Origin of the sequence: Streptomyces sp. NBC_01571 (assembly GCF_026339875.1) — a bacterium.
GTDB lineage: Bacteria > Actinomycetota > Actinomycetes > Streptomycetales > Streptomycetaceae > Streptomyces.
Genome location: NZ_JAPEPZ010000001.1, coordinates 8,178,367 through 8,194,753, shown reverse-complemented (window position 1 = coordinate 8,194,753; position 16,387 = coordinate 8,178,367). Strand labels below are relative to the sequence as shown.

General features: G+C 70.9%; 14 protein-coding genes. 4 read left to right on the top strand and 10 right to left on the bottom strand.

Annotation, left to right across the window (positions count from 1 at the left end; translation table 11 throughout):
* Positions 1 to 3 precede the first annotated feature (3 nt).
* From ddaH to OHB41_RS36860, 10 genes are all read right to left on the bottom strand, one after another.
* The gene (gene ddaH, locus OHB41_RS36905) at positions 4 to 843 is read right to left on the bottom strand and encodes a dimethylargininase (protein ID WP_266703444.1); all 840 of its coding nucleotides are present in this window, start codon (positions 841 to 843) and stop codon (positions 4 to 6) included.
* Complete coding sequence (locus OHB41_RS36900; RefSeq protein ID WP_266703442.1) at positions 840 to 1,502, bottom strand: 4'-phosphopantetheinyl transferase family protein; 663 nt, start codon at positions 1,500 to 1,502, stop codon at positions 840 to 842. The genes ddaH and OHB41_RS36900 overlap by 4 nt, the downstream gene beginning before the upstream one ends.
* Positions 1,503 to 1,717: 215 nt before the next feature.
* Positions 1,718 to 2,422 carry a 3-oxoacyl-ACP reductase FabG gene (fabG, locus tag OHB41_RS36895; RefSeq protein ID WP_266703440.1) on the bottom strand — a complete coding sequence of 235 codons (705 nt, stop codon included), beginning with the start codon at positions 2,420 to 2,422 and terminating at the stop codon, positions 1,718 to 1,720.
* A gap of 56 nt (positions 2,423 to 2,478) precedes the next feature.
* Complete coding sequence (locus tag OHB41_RS36890) at positions 2,479 to 6,393, bottom strand: non-ribosomal peptide synthetase (RefSeq protein WP_266703438.1); 3,915 nt, start codon at positions 6,391 to 6,393, stop codon at positions 2,479 to 2,481.
* A 336-nt stretch (positions 6,394 to 6,729) separates the two neighbouring features.
* Positions 6,730 to 8,010 carry an aspartate aminotransferase family protein gene (locus OHB41_RS36885; RefSeq protein WP_266703436.1) on the bottom strand — a complete coding sequence of 427 codons (1,281 nt, stop codon included), beginning with the start codon at positions 8,008 to 8,010 and terminating at the stop codon, positions 6,730 to 6,732.
* Positions 8,007 to 9,218, bottom strand: a complete 1,212-nt coding sequence (locus OHB41_RS36880) for an ATP-grasp domain-containing protein (protein WP_266703434.1) — start codon at positions 9,216 to 9,218, stop codon at positions 8,007 to 8,009. The genes OHB41_RS36885 and OHB41_RS36880 overlap by 4 nt, the downstream gene beginning before the upstream one ends.
* Positions 9,219 to 9,250: 32 nt before the next feature.
* Positions 9,251 to 10,657 (bottom strand): MATE family efflux transporter, encoded by a 1,407-nt coding sequence (locus tag OHB41_RS36875; RefSeq protein WP_266703432.1) that lies wholly within the window; start codon positions 10,655 to 10,657, stop codon positions 9,251 to 9,253.
* A 61-nt stretch (positions 10,658 to 10,718) separates the two neighbouring features.
* Positions 10,719 to 10,970, bottom strand: a complete 252-nt coding sequence (locus OHB41_RS36870; RefSeq protein WP_266703430.1) for a hypothetical protein — start codon at positions 10,968 to 10,970, stop codon at positions 10,719 to 10,721.
* A 43-nt stretch (positions 10,971 to 11,013) separates the two neighbouring features.
* On the bottom strand, positions 11,014 to 12,099 hold the full coding sequence (locus OHB41_RS36865; protein WP_266703428.1) for a class-II aminoacyl-tRNA synthetase family protein: 1,086 nt from the start codon (positions 12,097 to 12,099) through the stop codon (positions 11,014 to 11,016).
* Positions 12,100 to 12,110: 11 nt separating this feature from the next.
* Entirely contained in the window at positions 12,111 to 12,881 is a 771-nt protein-coding gene (locus OHB41_RS36860; protein WP_266703426.1) for a 2OG-Fe dioxygenase family protein, read from the bottom strand.
* Positions 12,882 to 13,225: 344 nt separating this feature from the next.
* On the opposite strand from OHB41_RS36860, the gene OHB41_RS36855 reads away from it, so the two are divergent.
* The 4 genes from OHB41_RS36855 to OHB41_RS36840 are packed head-to-tail and all read left to right on the top strand — an operon-like array spanning position 13,226 to position 16,364.
* Entirely contained in the window at positions 13,226 to 13,474 is a 249-nt protein-coding gene (locus tag OHB41_RS36855) for an acyl carrier protein (protein ID WP_266703424.1), read from the top strand.
* Between the two features lie 48 nt (positions 13,475 to 13,522).
* The gene (locus tag OHB41_RS36850; protein WP_266703422.1) at positions 13,523 to 14,371 is read left to right on the top strand and encodes a hypothetical protein; all 849 of its coding nucleotides are present in this window, start codon (positions 13,523 to 13,525) and stop codon (positions 14,369 to 14,371) included.
* Entirely contained in the window at positions 14,368 to 15,561 is a 1,194-nt protein-coding gene (locus tag OHB41_RS36845) for a beta-ketoacyl synthase N-terminal-like domain-containing protein (RefSeq protein ID WP_266703420.1), read from the top strand. The genes OHB41_RS36850 and OHB41_RS36845 overlap by 4 nt, the downstream gene beginning before the upstream one ends.
* Positions 15,558 to 16,364: an enoyl-CoA hydratase/isomerase family protein gene (locus OHB41_RS36840; protein ID WP_266703418.1), complete on the top strand. Its 807-nt coding sequence runs from the start codon at positions 15,558 to 15,560 to the stop codon at positions 16,362 to 16,364. The genes OHB41_RS36845 and OHB41_RS36840 overlap by 4 nt, the downstream gene beginning before the upstream one ends.
* The last annotated feature ends 23 nt before the right edge of the window (positions 16,365 to 16,387 follow it).

The window sequence follows — 16,387 nt, the reverse complement described above, 5'->3', positions numbered from 1 at the left end:
GCGTCAGCCCCGCAGTTCGAGCGTGCAGCACTTCACGCTGCCGCCGGCCTTGAGGAGTTCGGTGAGGTCCACTCCGATCGGCTCGAAGCCCCGCTCGGCGAGTTGCCGCGCGAGCCCCGTGGCCGCCTTGGGCAGCAGCACGTGCCGGCCGTCGCAGAACATGTTCAGCCCGAACACCGCCGCGTCCGTGGCGCTCGCCAGGATCGCGTCCGGGAACATCTCGCGCAGCACCGCCTGGCTGCCCTCGGAGAACGCCTCGGGGTGGTACACCACCTCGTCGGCCGACAGCACCGCTAGCGCCGTGTCCAGGTGGTAGTACGAGGAGTTCACCAACCGGAGGCCGGTGACGGGCAGCCCGAAGAACTCCTGGGCCTCGAAGTGCGAGCGCTGGTCGGTGCGGAAGCCCGTGCCGGCGAGCAGTCGGCGGCCGGCGACCAGGTAGTCCCCCTCGCCCTCGTTGATGTGCTCGGGCCAGTAGAGCTCTTCGAACCCCTGGCGCCGGAACCACTCCAGATAGGCGGGGCCCTCCGCGGTGCGCTCGACGTGGCGGAAGCGGGCGCCGAACACCTTGCCGTCGACGACGGTCGCGCCGTTGGCGGCGAAGACCATGTCCGGCAGCCCGCGGACGGGGTCGATCTCCAGCACCGTGTGGCCCAGCTCCTGGTACAGGGCGCGCAGCCCCTCCCACTGGCGCAGCGCGAGGCCGCCGTCCACGGGTTTGCCGGGGTGCATCCACGGGTTGATGGAGTAGGTGACGTCGAAGTGGTCGGGAGGGCACATCAGGAGCCGGCGCGGGGTCGCCGTGCGGGTCCTGTCGTGTGCGACGGACTGGTTCGCAGTCATGTCTGTTGCTCTCCTTGGTAGGGGAAACGAGAGGGGCCGAGGTCATGGGCGCCGTCGGCGGCCGGCGTGGTGCGGGCGACGGCGGCGGCGGTGACGCCGCCGTCCGGGCTGTTCCATTCGAGAAACCGCCAGCCGGGCAGCGCGCCGGGGGCCGTGAGGTCGAGATCGCGCAGTCGGCCGAGCGTCGCGACGCCCACCTTCACCAGGGCCTCCTTGCGGACCCACAGGCACAGGAAGGCCCGTGCGGGGTCGGGGTCGGCGCGGACGGCGTCGAGTTCGGCGGGCGCCAGTACCCGGGCGGCGACCCGCGGGTCGAAGGCCGCGGTCGCGACGTCCTCCACGTCGACGCCGACGGGGTCCGCGCCCGCGGCGGCGGCGACCGCGCCCCGGGCGTGCGAGAGGCTGACCTGGATGCCGGGACGGCCCCGGAGGAAGGGCCTGCCGTGGTCCTCTCCCCCGCAGTCGCCGCAGAGCTGTCCGAGGACCAGGGTGGCCAGGGGTACGCCGGTGAGGCGTGCCGCGCACAGCCGGACCAGGATGTGCGCGGCCAGGTAGTCCTCGTGGGGGCCGACGGGAAGCCGGGCGGCGCGCTGCTGTTCGTAGGGGGCGAGAGTGACCGAGCCGATGAGCCGCAGGACCTCCGCGGTGGGGCGGAACATGACGAGAGGGGCGTCGTACGGCAGGTGGCCGGCCGGCCGCGAAGGGGACCGGGGGGACGGCGCGGCGGCCGGTCGGGTGAGCGCGTCTGTGGGCGTGCCGGGGCCGGTGCGCGGTGGCTGCGGCGGTCGGGTGAGCACTGGCGGTCCCTCCGTGTGTCGGTTCGTCCGGCCGCCTGAGGTGAGGCGCCGGGTGGTGTGCGGGGAAGCGCGCCGGGTCAGTGGCCCATGCCGATGCCGCCGTCGACGTGCAGGACCGTGCCGGTGACGTAGCCCGCGTCCTCGCCGGTGAGATAGCCGACCGCGGCCGCGATCTCGTCGGAGGTGGCCATCCGGCGCATCGGGACGGTCGCCAGCAGGCTTCTGCGCTGCTCCTCGGGCATGGCCGCGACCATGTCAGTGTCCGTGTAGCCGGGAGCGACGACGTTGACGGTGATGCCGTGGGCGGCCACCTCCAGCGCCAGCGACCGGGCGAAGCCGATGAGACCGGCCTTGGAGGCCGCGTAGTTGGTCTGGCCAGTCGCGCCGGACAGCGCCACGGTCGAGGACATCAGGACGATCCGCCCCCACCGGGCGCGCATCATGCCCCGCAGCACCGGTTTGACCCCGTGGAACGCGCCGAGCAGGTTGGTGCGCAGCGGTGCCTCGAAGTCCTCGGCGGTCATGACGGCGAACAGCCGATCGCGGGTGATGCCGGCGTTGAGGACGAGTACCTCCACCGGGCCCAGTTCCTCCTTGACCCGCGCGCAGGCCGCGGTCACCGCCTCGGCGTCGGTGACGTCGCAGCGCACGCCGAACAGCTGCTCGGGCGGCTCGCCCGTACGGTGGCTGACCGCGACCCGGTCGCCGCGGGCGGCCAGATGGCGCGCCACGGCCAGGCCGATGCCGCGGTTCCCACCGAGGACCAGGGCAGTACGGGGCATGTGAGGTTCCTTCGTCGTTCTTCCAGGGCTTGGTGCGTGAGTCGTCCCGGTGGTGTTCACGCGGTGGGGGCGCCGGTGCCGCGGGCGTCCTGCTCCGGTGCGGTGCCTCCGAGCGCGTCCAGTGCCTTGCTCACCGCGTTGCCGATCTCGCGGGCGGGGTGGGCGTTCATCATCTCCAGATGGGCGCAGGCGACTCGGTGTTCCACCAGCCGCCCCTCGACGTACGGCTCCCACGGTTCGCTGACCGACTCCGACCGGCCCGGTTCGTGCGCGGCGGTGAAGTACAGCACGTCGCCCCGGAACCGTCCGGGACGAAACTGGCCACGGAGCCGGATCAGGTTCTCGATGACCGCCAGCAACCGCCGGGCGTCGGGCACGACCTGGCGCACAGCGGCGGTCTCGGACTCGATGAGCCGGCGCATCTCCTGCGGATCGAGTTCCTCGTCGGTGCCGACCATCAGGGTGTCCAGCATCGCGACCAGCTCGACCTGTTCGCCCTCGGCCTGGAACCGGGTGGCCAGCGAGTGGGCGACGAGGCCGCCGAAGGACCAGCCGAGCAGCCGGTACGGTCCGTGCGGGCGGACCGCGCGGATGTGCCGCACGTAGTCCTCTAGCAACTCCTCGAAGGTGCTGGGGAGTTGCTCACCGGAGGCGACACCGCGCGCCTGCAGCGCGTACACCGGCTGGTCCGGGTCGAGCCTGCGCATCAGTGCGGCGTAGCTCCAGCTGAGCCCGAATCCGGGGTGGAAGCAGAACAGTGGGGGCCTGCTGCCCCGGGTGCGCAGCGGAAGGAGGACCGCGAAGTCGTCGGCCGGGCTGCCGGCGGCCGGCGTGTTCTCGGGTACGGTGCCGTCCGGGCGCAGCCGCTGGGCCAGGCCCTGGACGGTCGGTGTCTCGAAGAGGTCGCGCACGGTCAGTTCGGTGCGCAGTTCCGCGCGTATGCGCTCCACGAGCCGGATCGCCATCAGGGAGTGGCCGCCGAGGTCGAAGAAGCTGTCGGTGGCCGACACGTCGGGCTGGCCGAGCGCGTCGGCGAACAGGGTCGCGAGGGCGACTTCGTCGGGGGTGGCGGGCGGCCGGCCGGCGGAGGTGCCGAAGCCGGGGCCGGGCAGCCGGTCGCGGTCGAGTTTGCCGCTGGGCGAGAGCGGCAGTACGTCCAGGGGTACGACGGCCGCCGGGACCATGTACTCGGGAAGCAGCCGGGCGGCGGCGGCGCGCAGCCGTGCCGGGTCGGGTGTGGCGCCGGGCACGGGAGTGACGTACGCGACGAGCCGGCGTTCGCTGTGCCGGTCCTCGTGCAGCACGACGGCGGCCTGTGCGACCTCGGGCTGCTCGGCGAGGACCGCCTCCACCTCGCTGGGCTCCACGCGGAAGCCGCGCAGCTTGACCTGGTCGTCGGAGCGGCCTACGTACTGCAGCTGTCCGTCGAAGCGGCGCAGCACCACGTCGCCGGAGCGGTACATGCGCTCGCCGGGCGCCCCGAAGGGGTCGGTCACGAAGCGGGATCCGGTGAGGTCGGGGCGGTGCAGATAGCCCTGGGCGACGCCGGCACCCGCGATGTACAGCTCGCCGGGCACCCCGAGGGGCAGGGGCCGCATCCGGTCGTCGAGCACGTACAGACGGGTGTTGCGCAGGGGGCTGCCGATGGGCGGGGTGTCCTCCTCGGCCACGTCCGTGCCGTGGCTGCCGGTGGCCGACGCGCTGGCGTACACGGTGGTCTCGGTGGGCCCGTAGGCGTTGACGAGCCGGGCCCCCGGCACGGCGGCCCGCAGCCGCCCGGCCACCTGCGGGGTCAGCGCCTCGCCGGCGAGGACGAGGTGGTCGACGCGCAGGTCGAGGGCACCGTCGGCGATCAGCCGGGCCAGCACCGAGGGGACGCCGCTGACGAGCGTGCCCTGCCATCCGCCGCGTTCGCCTATCTCCAGGAGGTCGCGGACGATCTCGACGCTGCCGCCGTTGAGCAGCGGCGCGAGGATCTCGAACACGGAGACGTCGAAATTGAGGGAGGTCGCGGCGAGCACCCGCTGCAGCCCGTCGCCGAAGGCGGCCGCCGCCCACGCGGTGAGGTTGGCGACGTTACGGTGGGTGACGCGGACACCCTTGGGCCGGCCGGTGGAGCCGGAGGTGAAGATCACGTAGGCGGTGTGGTCGGGTGTCACCTCCCGCTCGAACGTGTCGTCGTACGCGTCAAGGGCGGCCTGCACGGCGGGGTCGTCCAGCAGGAGCACGGGGGGCGTGCCGGGACCGGCACCGAAGCTGCCGAGGGCCGACGACTCGGTGATCACCAGCGCGGGGGCGGCGTCCTGCACCATGAACGCCAGCCGTTCCGCGGGGTAGGCCGGGTCCAGCGGCACATAAGCGGCGCCCGCTCTGAGCACGGCGAGCACGGCCACGACGGTGGCCGTGGAACGGTGCAGCGAGATGCCGACGAAGGCGCCCTGTCCCACGCCGCGTTCGGCGAGCAGCCGCGCCAGGCGTGCGGAGCGCCGGTCCAGGGCGTCGTAGCCGAGGCTGTGCTGGCCGCAGACGACAGCGGTGGCGTCACCGCGCCGGGCGGCCTGCCGGGCGAACAGGGACACGACGGTGTCGTCGGTGAGGGGCGCTGCGGTGTCGTTCCACAGGTGCAGGGCGCGCTGCCGTTCCTCCTCGTCCATCAGCTCGATGTCGGCGAGCGGGACGCCGGGGTCGGCGGAGACCCCGGCGAGGAGGTTCGCGAGGTGGTCGGCGAGGGCGTGGACGGCGTTCGCGTCGAAGCGCTCGGTGTCGTACTCGACGTACACCCGGACGTCGTCGTCCGACTCCACGAAGGTCAGCATCAGTTCGAACGCGGCCGTCGCGTTGGCGATCGGCATCGCCTCGATGAGCAGCCCGGCCCGCGGGGTGGCCGCGGGGCCGGTCCGTACGTGGTTGAGGCCCAGCTGGAACACCGGTTGACGGTGCGCGGAGCGGGGCGGGTTGAGCGCCTGGACCAGCTCGTGGAAAGGAGTGTTCTGGTGGCGCATCGCCTGGAAGGTGCGGCCCTGGACATGGCGCAGCAGGGGCAGGAAGCCCTCACGGGCGTCGTATCCGACACGCAGCGGCATGGTGTTGACGGTGAGCCCGACCACGCTCTCCGAGCCCGCCTCCGTGCGGGTGGACAGGGGTACGCCCAGCACGAGGTCGCTCTCGCCCGTGTAGCGGCCCAACAGCGCGAAGGCGCCGGCGGCGAGCCCCGCGAAGAGGCTGGTGCGGTGTTCGCCGGTGAGCTCGCGCAGCCGGGCCACGACGGGCCTGGGCAGGTCACGGCGGTGCGTGGCCGCGTGTCGGCGGGTGGTGCCGCTCAGTCGGGCCATGGGCAGGTCGAGGGTGGCGGGGGCGCCGTCGAGTTCGGTGCGCCAGTGGTCGAGGGCCCGGGCCCGGCGGCGGTCGGAGACGCCGGCGAGGGTGGCGGCGACGTGCTCGCTGTAGCTCAGGGCAGGTGGCCCGAGCGGGTTCGGCCGGTGCTCGGCGAATGCCTCGTAGAGCGTCTCGAACTCGCGGGCGAGGACGTCCATGGAGTGGCCGTCGGCGACGCTGTGGTGCGCGACGAGCAGCAGGACGTGCTGCCGCTCGCCGAGCCGGAACACGGTGGCCCGCAGCAGTGGCGCCCGGTCGAGTGGGAACGGGCGGTCCTGCGCCGCGGCGAAGTGCCCGTCGAGGTCGGTGGTGTCCGGGTCCGGGGCGGTGAGGTCGGCCTCCTCGACGGTGACGCTCACCTCGGCGGCGATCGTCTGCCGCGGCACGCCCTCGTGCTCGGTGATGCTCACCCGCAGCGCCTCGTGCCGCTCGGTCAGGGCGTGCAGTGCGGCGTCGAGGGCGCGCCGGTCGAGCGGCCCGGTGAGCCGCAGCGCCAGAGCCAGGTTGTGGGTGCCCGGTCGGCCGTGCGCCGCTTCGGCGAACAGCATGCTCTCCTGGGCAGGGAGGAGGGGGAGGTTCCTGGCCTCGTCGTTCATGGTGGAGTCCCGTCGGCAGGGGGCGGGCAGCGCGGAGGTCCGGCGTTGCGGGCGGCATGGGCCGGGCGGCGGAGGGCCCGCACGTGCCGTGCGGTGACGCGGGGCCGTACGGCGGTGCGGGGCGGTGGGGGCCGCGCTCCGAGGAGCACGGCCCGTGGACGGGGCTGGTTCCTGACGATTCCGGTCAGACGGTCGGCGCCGGCACGGCGCCTCGCCGCGTCGTCGGATCACCCGAGTACGCCCGGTACGCGGGAGATCCTCCGTCTTGCGACGCACGGCACCGGACGGCACCCGCTGAGCGGCACGAAGGGTCGAACGCGGGCTGGTGCGGCGGCACTAGGCCGCGGTGGCCACCGGCGTGTTCGGGTCCGTGGCGAGGAGCGCGACGGCGCGGGCCGCGAAGTCCTCGATCGTCTCGTCCGTCGTCTCGGCGGACACGTACATCGGCTCCTCGATGTCCGGCGCCAGGTGGTAGCCGGCCTGCCGCATGCCCGCGTACAGCGTGGTGTACGGCGAGTGCGCCTGCGCGGCGACGTCCGCCTTGACGCGGATCGGCGAGCGCTGCGGGACGAAGATGAACGCGAAGATGCTGCCGGTCCGGGTGAAGGTGAAGTCGAGTCCCTGCTCGGCCCGGTGGCGCTCCACGGCGGCCTGCAGGAGGGCGCCCTTGCGCTCCAGCTCCTCGTAGAAGCCCGGCTGCGCCAGGACGTCGAGGGTGGCCAGACCGGCCGCCATGGTCAGTGGATTGCCGGCCAGGGTGCCGCCCTGCAGGACCCGCTCCTCGTCGAGCAGCCGCATGATGTCGCGGCGGCCGCCGAACGCGCCGACGGGCGTGCCACCACCGATGATCTTGCCGAAGGCGGTGAGGTCGGGAGAGACGCCGAGAAGGTTGCTCACCGGGCCGTAGGTGAGCCGGAAGCCGGTGATGACCTCGTCGAAGACGAGCAGGGCGCCCTCGCGGTCGCAGATGCGCCGCAGATCGGCGAGGAACCCCTCCTCGGGCAGGACGAGGGACATGTTGCAGGCGACGGGCTCGACGACGACTGCCGCGATCTCGCCGGGGTGGTCGGCGAAGGCCCGCTCGACGCTCTCGGCGTCGTTGTACTCCGCGAAGACGTTGGAGCGCATGGCGTCCGGGTCGAGGCCGGCGTCGCGCATACGGGCCTCGTCCTTGTTCTGGACCAGGTCGAAGTGGCCGTGGTAGCCGCCGTTGAAGCGCAGCACGCGGGTGCGCCCGGTGTAGGCGCGGGCCAGCCGCAGGGTGGACATCACGGCCTCTGTGCCGCTGCACACGAAACGCAGCTGCTCCAGGTGCTCGGCGGTCTCGGCGATGCGCTCGGCGAGCTCGATCTCCTGCGTGGAGTACGTGCCGAACAGTGTGCCGTTGGCGGCCTGCCGGGCGATGGCGGAGCTGACGGCCGGTGGCGCGTGTCCGAGGATCAACGGCCCGAACCCGTACATGAAGTCCACGTACCGGGTGCCGTCGATGTCGTGCAGGTACTGGCCGTGTGCCTCGGCGACGACCAGTGGGTCGGTCTCCACGTTGCGGCAGGCGCGCAGCGGCGAGCTGGCGCCGATGGGGATGACGTGCTGGGCGCGCTTGATTTCCGGCCTCATGAGGATTTTTCCTTTTCGGTGTCGATCGTGCAGTCGATCATCAGGACGTCCAGCAGTGCCTCGGCCTCTTCGCGGGTGTCGCGGGCGAAGTAGGCGGTCAGGACCGTCTCGAAGTTGAGCGGCGGGGCGAGGACGAACTGGCCGTCCGGGCGGTGCAGATGCACGGTGGTGACATCGTTCTTGTGGCACACCTCGACCGCGCGGGCGGTGTTCTTCAGGAAGCCGCTGCTCTCGATGGGAGCGTCGTACTCCAGCGCCACCCGGTGGTAGAGCGGCTCGGGGGCGATGGCCTCACGGCCCAGCCGGTGCAGCAGGTCGTACGCGTCGAGGCCGGTGCAGATGCGCAGTTGCTGATAGGTGGTGGTGCCGCCGCCGCACAGCCGCGGCGCGAGTTCCAGGACGCGCAGCCGGCCCTGGCCGTCGAAGCGGAATTCCGCGTGGAAGGGGGAATTGTCGAGGCCGACGCCCGGGACGATGCTCTCCAGCAGGGCGGTGAAGTCGCGGCCCAGCTCCGCGTCGAACGGCTCGGTCAGGTAGGCCACTTCATGGAAGAGGGGGCCGACCAGGGGCGGCAGCTTGCGGTGGATCTGGAGGGGGATGACCCGGCCCTCGCTGACCATGCCGTCGATGGCGTACTCGTTGCCCTCGAGGTACTCCTCGGCGAGCATCCGCGACTCGCCGGAGCTCTCCCGCAGGACCGTGCAGACCCGCTTGGTCTGGATGAACGCCTTGGGGAACTCCTCGGGCGTCGCGGCCTTCACCACGCCCGCGCTGTAGAAGCCGTTCGACGGCTTGACGACGACCGGGAAGGTGAGGGCGGCGTCGACGGCCGCCAGCGCCGCGGGCGCCTTCGCCGACGTGTCCAGCTCGATGTGGCGGGTGATGTGGTCACGGACCGCCGGGTGCGCCTTGAACCGGGTCTTGTCGGCGAGGCACAGCAGGGTGTCGATGTCGCGAGTGGGCATACCCAGTTCGCCGCGCAGCAGCTCCAGTTGGATCTGGTGGCTGTCGTGGAAGGAGATGATGTCGTCGACGGTGCTCAGGTCCACGGTCTCGCGCGCGGCGTCGGCGACGGTCCGCTGCCAGTTCGCCCGGTCGTCGGCGGTGAGCCGCGGCGGGGCGAAGAACCGGACGGTGAAGCCTCGTTGGTGCGCGTAGTCGAGGTAGTCGCGGCAGTCTTCCTCGCGGCCGAGGATCAATACGTTCACGGAAAAGGCCACACTCTCTGTCGGGTGGTCGGTCAGATCGTCTGCTGGACCGGTTCGGTGTGGTGGAGCCGGTTCTCCTCGTTGGCGACGGCCTGCCTGACGCGCCACAGGCAGACCGCGGCCATCGCGGCCTCGAAGGCCGAGAAGATCACCCACATCGCCGGCAGCATGTCCGCGTCATCACGGTTGAGCAGCACGAACGCGATGATCGTGGGAACGCACAGACACCACATGAGGACGACGCGCGCCAGGAACCCGAAGCGGGCCAGGCCGAGACACTCCAGGACCGCCGAACCGACCATCGAGAACATGAACGCGAAGGAGTACGTCCACAGCACCCGCGAGGTGGCCACGGCGTGGGCGGTGACGGCGGAGTCGGCTCCGTCGAGACCGAACGGACTCAGCAGCAGGGTCGGGGTGACGATCTGGAAGAGCGCGACCACGGCCACGTACAGGCCCGAGATGCTCAGGGTGACCCGCATGATGTGCGGAATGTTCCGGTGCGCTCCGGCGCCGACGGCCTTGCCGCACAGGATGTTGCACCCCATGCCGAGGCCGATCAGGGGAATGACGGCCGCGTAGTTCAGGGCCAGCGCCACGTTGTTGGCGGCGAGCGCCACCGGGCCCAGGACGCCGGCCAGCCACACGAACGCGGTCTGCCCCAGCTCCTCCAGGCTCAGGGAGCCGCCGGCGGGGGCGCCGCGCCGCAGCCGCAGCCACAGCGTCCCGGCGGCCCGGCGGCCGCCCTGGCGGACGAGCCGGCCGAAGCCCGCGGCGTACCCCTTGGGCAGGTACACGGCGTAGCCGACGAACATGACGGACACCGCGCTCAGCGTGCCGAGCGCGGAGCCCCGCATGCCCAGCTCCGGCAGGCCGAAGCGGCCGAAGACCAGGCCGATCGTCATCACGACGCCGACCATCTGGCCGAGGATGCCGACGACCATCGGCACCCGGGTCCGGCCCATGCCGTTGAAGTAGGAGGACAGCGCCATGTTGAGGGTCATGACCGCGCCGTAGAGCGTGGACAGGCCGAGGAACTGCGCCTCCAGCTCCTGGATGTGCGTGGGCTGCCCGCTCAGCGTGGGCACCCACATCAGCAGCGGGGTGGAGGCGAACAGCAGCGCGCAGAGCAGCAGGGCCAGGACGAAGCCGTTGGCGCCCTCGTCCATCGCCTCGCGCTTCTCCCCGCGGCCGCGGGCCTGCGCCACGTAGGAGCGGGTGATGCCGACCGCCCCCGTGGTCACCATGATCACCGTGGTCGCGGTGAAGACGGCGGGGCCGGACGCGGTGAGGGTGTCCTCCGAGTAGCGGGCCAGGCAGATCCGGTCGACCAGCAGCAGGATCAGGTTCCCGAGCATGCCGAACATCAGCGGGACCGAGACGCGCACGACCTCGCGCACCGTGTCCAGGTCGAGCAACCGCGCCCGGGTAGCGCTCATCGGTGGCCACCGCGGCCGGGGTGCCCGCCGCGCCGGAGCGCGGCGGACGGACGGGCGCCGGTCACAGGGCCACTCCGGATTCCACCAGCAGTTCCCGCACGCTCTTGAGCAGAGCGTCGCGGTCGGACAGGTCGAAGGGCAGCACGTCGCCGACGTCCAGCATCACGTCGAGCCGCTCCTCCAGGCCGACCAGAAACCGCATCTGGTCGAGCGAGCTGATGATGATCTGCGACAGTTCGGCGTCGGCCGGGACATCCCGCGCGGCGGCGAGTTGCCGGAGCAGGTCGTCGACGACGTTCCTCAGGTCTTGCATGGAATTCATTCCCTCGATGGGTCGGGGTGCGGGAGGCGGCCGATCAGACCGATGTGCCGAGCAGGCCGTACGACAGCAGGGCGTAGGTGAGCCGGTCGAGTCCGATCCCCGCGCAGCAGGTCGCGTCGGTTCCCAGGTCGCGCAGCCCGAACGCGTCGGCGAACACTTCGCCGTGCGCGTTGACGCTGGCCACGGACAGTTCGCCGTCCCCGAGCGGCACCCGCACCTCGAACTTGCTCTTGTTGAGCAGTTGAGCCTCGCGGGTCATGGTCGGCGCGTCACCGAAGAACGCGTCGGAGGCGCTGACGATGCGGTGCGGCACGTCGAGCTCCGCGAAGAACGCCGTGAACGCCTTCAGGATCCGCTCGTAGTCGTACGCGACGTCCTCGGCGCTGCCCATCCGGACGAGTTCGAACATCCTGAACTCGCCCAGCCGGGTGGCGTTGTGGTTGTGCGACTCGTGCCGGAAGACCGGCCCGTCGATGGCGAACAGCCCGGTGTCGTAGCGGTCCTTCAGCTCGGCCGCGTTCGCGTACACGTGGTAACACGTGACCGGGGTGAGGACGGTGTCGGCCGGCGCGTAGAAGGAGTCCAGCGCCTCGGTCTGGTTGGGCCTCAGCTGGGAGACGGTGACGCCGTCCCAGTAGCGGTCGCGGATGCGGGCGACCGCGTTCACGAGGTTCGGGAACTTCTGGTAGTAGCCTGCCCGCACGAGGACGTCGCGGGCGATCTGAGCCGATCCGGCCAGCAGCGGTGCGCCGAACGTCTCGGCGAACCGCTCCCGGCACAGTCGGCGCACGTGGTCCATCGCCGCCGTCCACTCCGGCCCGTGCAGATAGGCGCCCCTGGCCACGGCGATCCGGTCGTCGTCGGGCAGCGCGCAGGAGAGGCCGGGGCGCCCCGGGTGCTCGGTGATGACCGTGGCCGCCACCTCCCGGTGGCCCCGCAGGAAGTGGCGGACCATCTCGCCCAGTTCCCGCTCGGTCGGGCCGGCCGGTACAACGACGTCGACGCCCTTGTCCAGCCGCTCCACGGTGACGTCGCCGTAGTGGAACGCCAGGGCCTTGCGCAGTTCGTCAGCGGCCCCGGCGTCCACCGGGCGCTCGTAGCGGTATCGCACGCCGGTCACGTGGTGCCCTTTCAGATGCGGTGGCGCATGGGGACCCAGTCGGCCAGGAGGATGGCACGCTCGCCAGGCTCCTGGGCGCTGCCCTTGCGAATGGGGCCGACGTAGTGGCTGACGAGGTCGTCCGTGATGGCGTACGCCTCCAGCGGACGCCGCATGTCGAACTCGGCGAGCCGGTCCGCGGGCGGCACGTCCTCGGGCTGCTTGCCGCGGTACTCGGGGGTGGCGATGAGGTTCGCCCCGCCCTCGGCGTTGTGACGGTGGATCAGGTGGGCGAAGACGTAGGGCTCGCCGTCCTGGTGCAGCTCGTTGGGGGACGACACGGCCTCGTGGCCGTCGTCCGCGATGTGCAGCTTGATCAGGTGGACCCCGACGTAGAGCGGCCAGACCGCGTCGTCCTCGCTCCAGTGAGTCTGGGAGAAGTCGAACTGGATCAGGTCCAGGAGAAGTTTGTTGTTGCACACCTCGTCACTGATGGCGGGAAGGTCGCGGGTGACGTTGACGTATTCGGGGTTGTTGTCGCCCTGGTAGTAACCGTTCATCCCTTCACGCGCCTGGCTCTCCGTGGCCGGCATCCAGAAGAATTCCTTCGACCAGGGCAGGAACACGCCGCGCGCGTATCGGCGGTACCGGCCCGAGCCGATCGCGTACGGATCCTCGGGGAGATCCTCGTAAGCCGCCTTGAGTTCCTTGTAGACCGCGCTTTCCTCGTCGACACCGAAATGCGTACCGAGATCCCAGCGGTCGTACCCCTGGCGCGCGAGAGTCGAAATGTTTTCGGGCACAGCAGAAATCCCCCCGTTGCAAATGAGCCTTTCGAAAGCCAGAGATTAGTTGAACGGATACAGCAGCGCAATGTAATAAAGGTCACGAACATTTTCGGCCAAGCTGTCCGACTGGCAGAAAAAAATCGCCTTCCTGACTGAAAAGGCGCCGATTTTTCGTGCCTTTGGCCGAATCTGCCGATCGGACGCCCATCGGGCGCCCGTTTTCGGCCATATTGAAAGACGGTCGAAAACGGGACGCTCTGCACACCCAGGGATGAAATGTTTCACGGGCGTTTCGTTGACATGTCGTTCACCCCACGATTATCTTGATCGAAAGAATCCTGAAAAAATGGGGGAAAAGAATGTCGACCACCGTGATCGACGGGCGAATTTCCGAGATACTGAAGCAGATCGCCGAACTTCCCGATTCCTTCGAGATCTCAGCCGATCAGGACCTCAGGGCCGACCTGGATATTGACTCCCTGAAACTGATCGATGTCGTCGTCCAGGTGGAGGCGGCTCTGGACATCGAGCTCGGTGACGATTTCTCGCGCGACCTCGTGACCGTGGGGGACCTGCAACGACACGTGAGCGAGCAGATCAGCGGCTGACGCACCGCGTGCCCTGCCCACCCGATTCCAGCGCCACGGAGAATTGTGTTGTTTGAGTTCACCCTTGGCTCGGTCGCGTTGTGCGCCCCCGGGCCGACGGACGGCCAGAACGGACACGACGGCCTGCCACCCGATCTGCGCGAGGTGATCGGCACCGTCGGCGACCAGTTCCGCGACGCGTTCACGCGGATCTGCCTCTACCTCGTCCTCAGCTCGGCGGAGACCTCCGAAGAACGCACGGACGACACCATCGTGATCGGCACCGAGTACGGCAACACCGCCGCGCTGGCCCGCCTGCAGCGCGACGCGGCGACCAAGGGGAAACTGCTGTCCGCCCAGCACTTCCCCAACGCCACGTCCAGTTCGGCCTCGGCGTTCGTCAACCTCCGCGTCGGGGCCACCGGACGCAACATGACGATCAACGCGGGTGTGCTCACCCCGGTCATGGCCCTGTGGCAGGCGCTGTCGGCCCTCGAACAGGAGCGCTCCGCCGTCAGCCGGCTCCTCATCGGTGATATCTACGCGCCGGAGGCCGTCGAGGACGCGGCGCTCGACACCCGGAACGTGTCCTGCCGGGACGGCGTCGCCCACGCCTTCCTGCACAAGGGCGCCGACTTCACCGCCGAGTTCGGCTTCGGCACCACCGACGCCCCGCACCCGGGCCCCGTGCGTACCGTGTGCGGGATCGGCGCCCCCGACGGCCGGCCCGTCACCGCGGAGCCCATCGCCTTCGCGGAGCGCAACAGCGCCTTCGCCACCCGCGCCTTCCTGGACCTGGTCCACTCCCTGGCGCCCGCCGAGCGGGCGGTCCTCGAATGCCATGCCCCGGACGGCCGTCACGCCACCGTGACGGTGACCCGGCGGCAAGCGAGCAGCACCAACGGGAGGTCCTGGTGAACCAGGGAACAGCAAGGGTCTTCATCACCGGGCTCGGCGTCATCTCGCCGGCCGGTGCGGGCGTCGAGCCCTTCTGGGACGACCTGTGCGCGGGCCGCAGCCGCTTCGAGGAACTGCCCCCGCTCTACGCCGGCATGAAGCCCGGAATCCTCGGTGGACGCGTGCCCGAGAAGGCCCGCGAGATCGCCCTGGCCCGCGTGGACGCGGTAACCCGGGAACGCCCCCGGGCTGCTTCGCTCTTCGCGGAGTTCGCCGCGTTGGAGGCGCTGCGGGACGCCGGGCTGGCCCCCGGGGACGACACGCTGCGGAACGCCGTCGTCTGTGTCGGCAGCAGCGACGGGCAGGCCGAGGCGCTGGAGGACGTGGTCGCCGGGCGCCGGGACATCGCCGAGACCGGTGGCTTCTCCAGCTACTCCATCGCCCAGGGAGTGGCACGCACGGTGGGCGCCCACGGCCCGGCCTTCCTGCTGCAGAGCACGTGCGCCTCCGCGAACGTCGCGCTGTCCTGCGCCCTGGAGATGCTCCGCGCGGGCATCGCCGACACCGCCGTCGTCGGGGGCTGCGACCCGTACTCCGAGAAGAACATCATCGGGTTCAACACCCTGCAGGCTATCGGCCGCACGCCCTGCAAGCCCTTCACCAGGAGCCGGCGTCATGTCACGCCGTCGGAGGGCGCGGGCATGTACGTCCTGCAGACCGAGCGCGCCCTGCGCCCGGGGACGACACCGTACGCCGAGGTGCTGGCCACCACCGTCAGCAACGACGCGAGCCACCCGACCGCCCCCGACCGCGACGGCGTCGCCGCCTGCCACCGACGCTCGCTCGACGAAGCCGGACTGAACGCCGACGACATCGACGTGATCTTCGCGCACGGCACGGGGAGCCGGGCCAACGACACCATCGAGGGCGGCATCTTCGCGGAGCGGTACCCGCGAGCCGCGGTCACCGCGATCAAGAGCACCATCGGGCATCTGATGGGCGCGGCCGGCGCGGCCGGCGCCGTGGCCGCATGCCTGGCGCTGCGTCACCGTCTGGTGCCGCCCACCGCGGTCGATCCCGACGATATCGAGCTGGACATCAACCTGGTCACCGGAGAACCGCTGTCCCTGCCGGATCTGCGCCACGTCCAGAACAACGCCTTCGGCTTCGGCGGCAACAACGCGATCAGTATCTTCCGGAACGTCTCATGACACTCCCCTCGTCCCTCGCGGGCGCGACGTCGGTGCTGCGGCTGACCTTCGACGGTCCGCTCGCCGTCCTCACCATGGACAGCGCGCCGATGAACCTGTTCGACGAGGCGATGTGGGGTGCGTGGGCGGACGCGGTCGAGTGGCTGACCGCCCGTCCGCCCCGCGCCCTGCTGGTCCGGGCCGAGGGGCGGGTGGTCAGCGCGGGTGTCGACGTGCGCGTCTTCGCCGGGCTCGACGCGGCGGACGCGGCATCCTTCTGGGGCAGCCGGCTGGGTATCACGCAGGCCCTGGAGGCCCTGCCCTGTCCCACCGTGTTCGCCGCGCACTCGCTGACCCTCACCGCGGCCTTCGAACTGGCGCTGGCCTGCGACCTCGTGGTGGCTACACCACAGGCCCGGTTCGGCCTCGTCGAACGGAAGATCGGGTTCACTCCGGCGATGGGCGGCACCCAACGCCTGGCTCAGCGCGTCGGTCCGTCCCGCGCCCGTGAACTCGTCATGACCGGCGACCTCTATCGCGGGACGGTGCTCGCCGACTGGGGTGTCGTCAACGCCCTCTTCCCGCCGGCCTCCTTCCACGCCGACGCCCACGCCTACGGCATGCGCCTCGCCACCGGCCCCACCCGCGCCCACGAGGCCAGCAAGGACATCGTGCGCCGGTACCTCGCCGGCGGCGTGCCGGCGGCGGACTCCGCCCTCCCGGCCGTCGCCGCCGAAGTCGCCGGCACCACTGACCATCGCCGCGCCGTCGCGGCGTTCCTGGCGGACGGCCCGGACCACGAAATGGACTACGAAGGGCGCTGACCACTCCCCGTACCGGTCCGGGC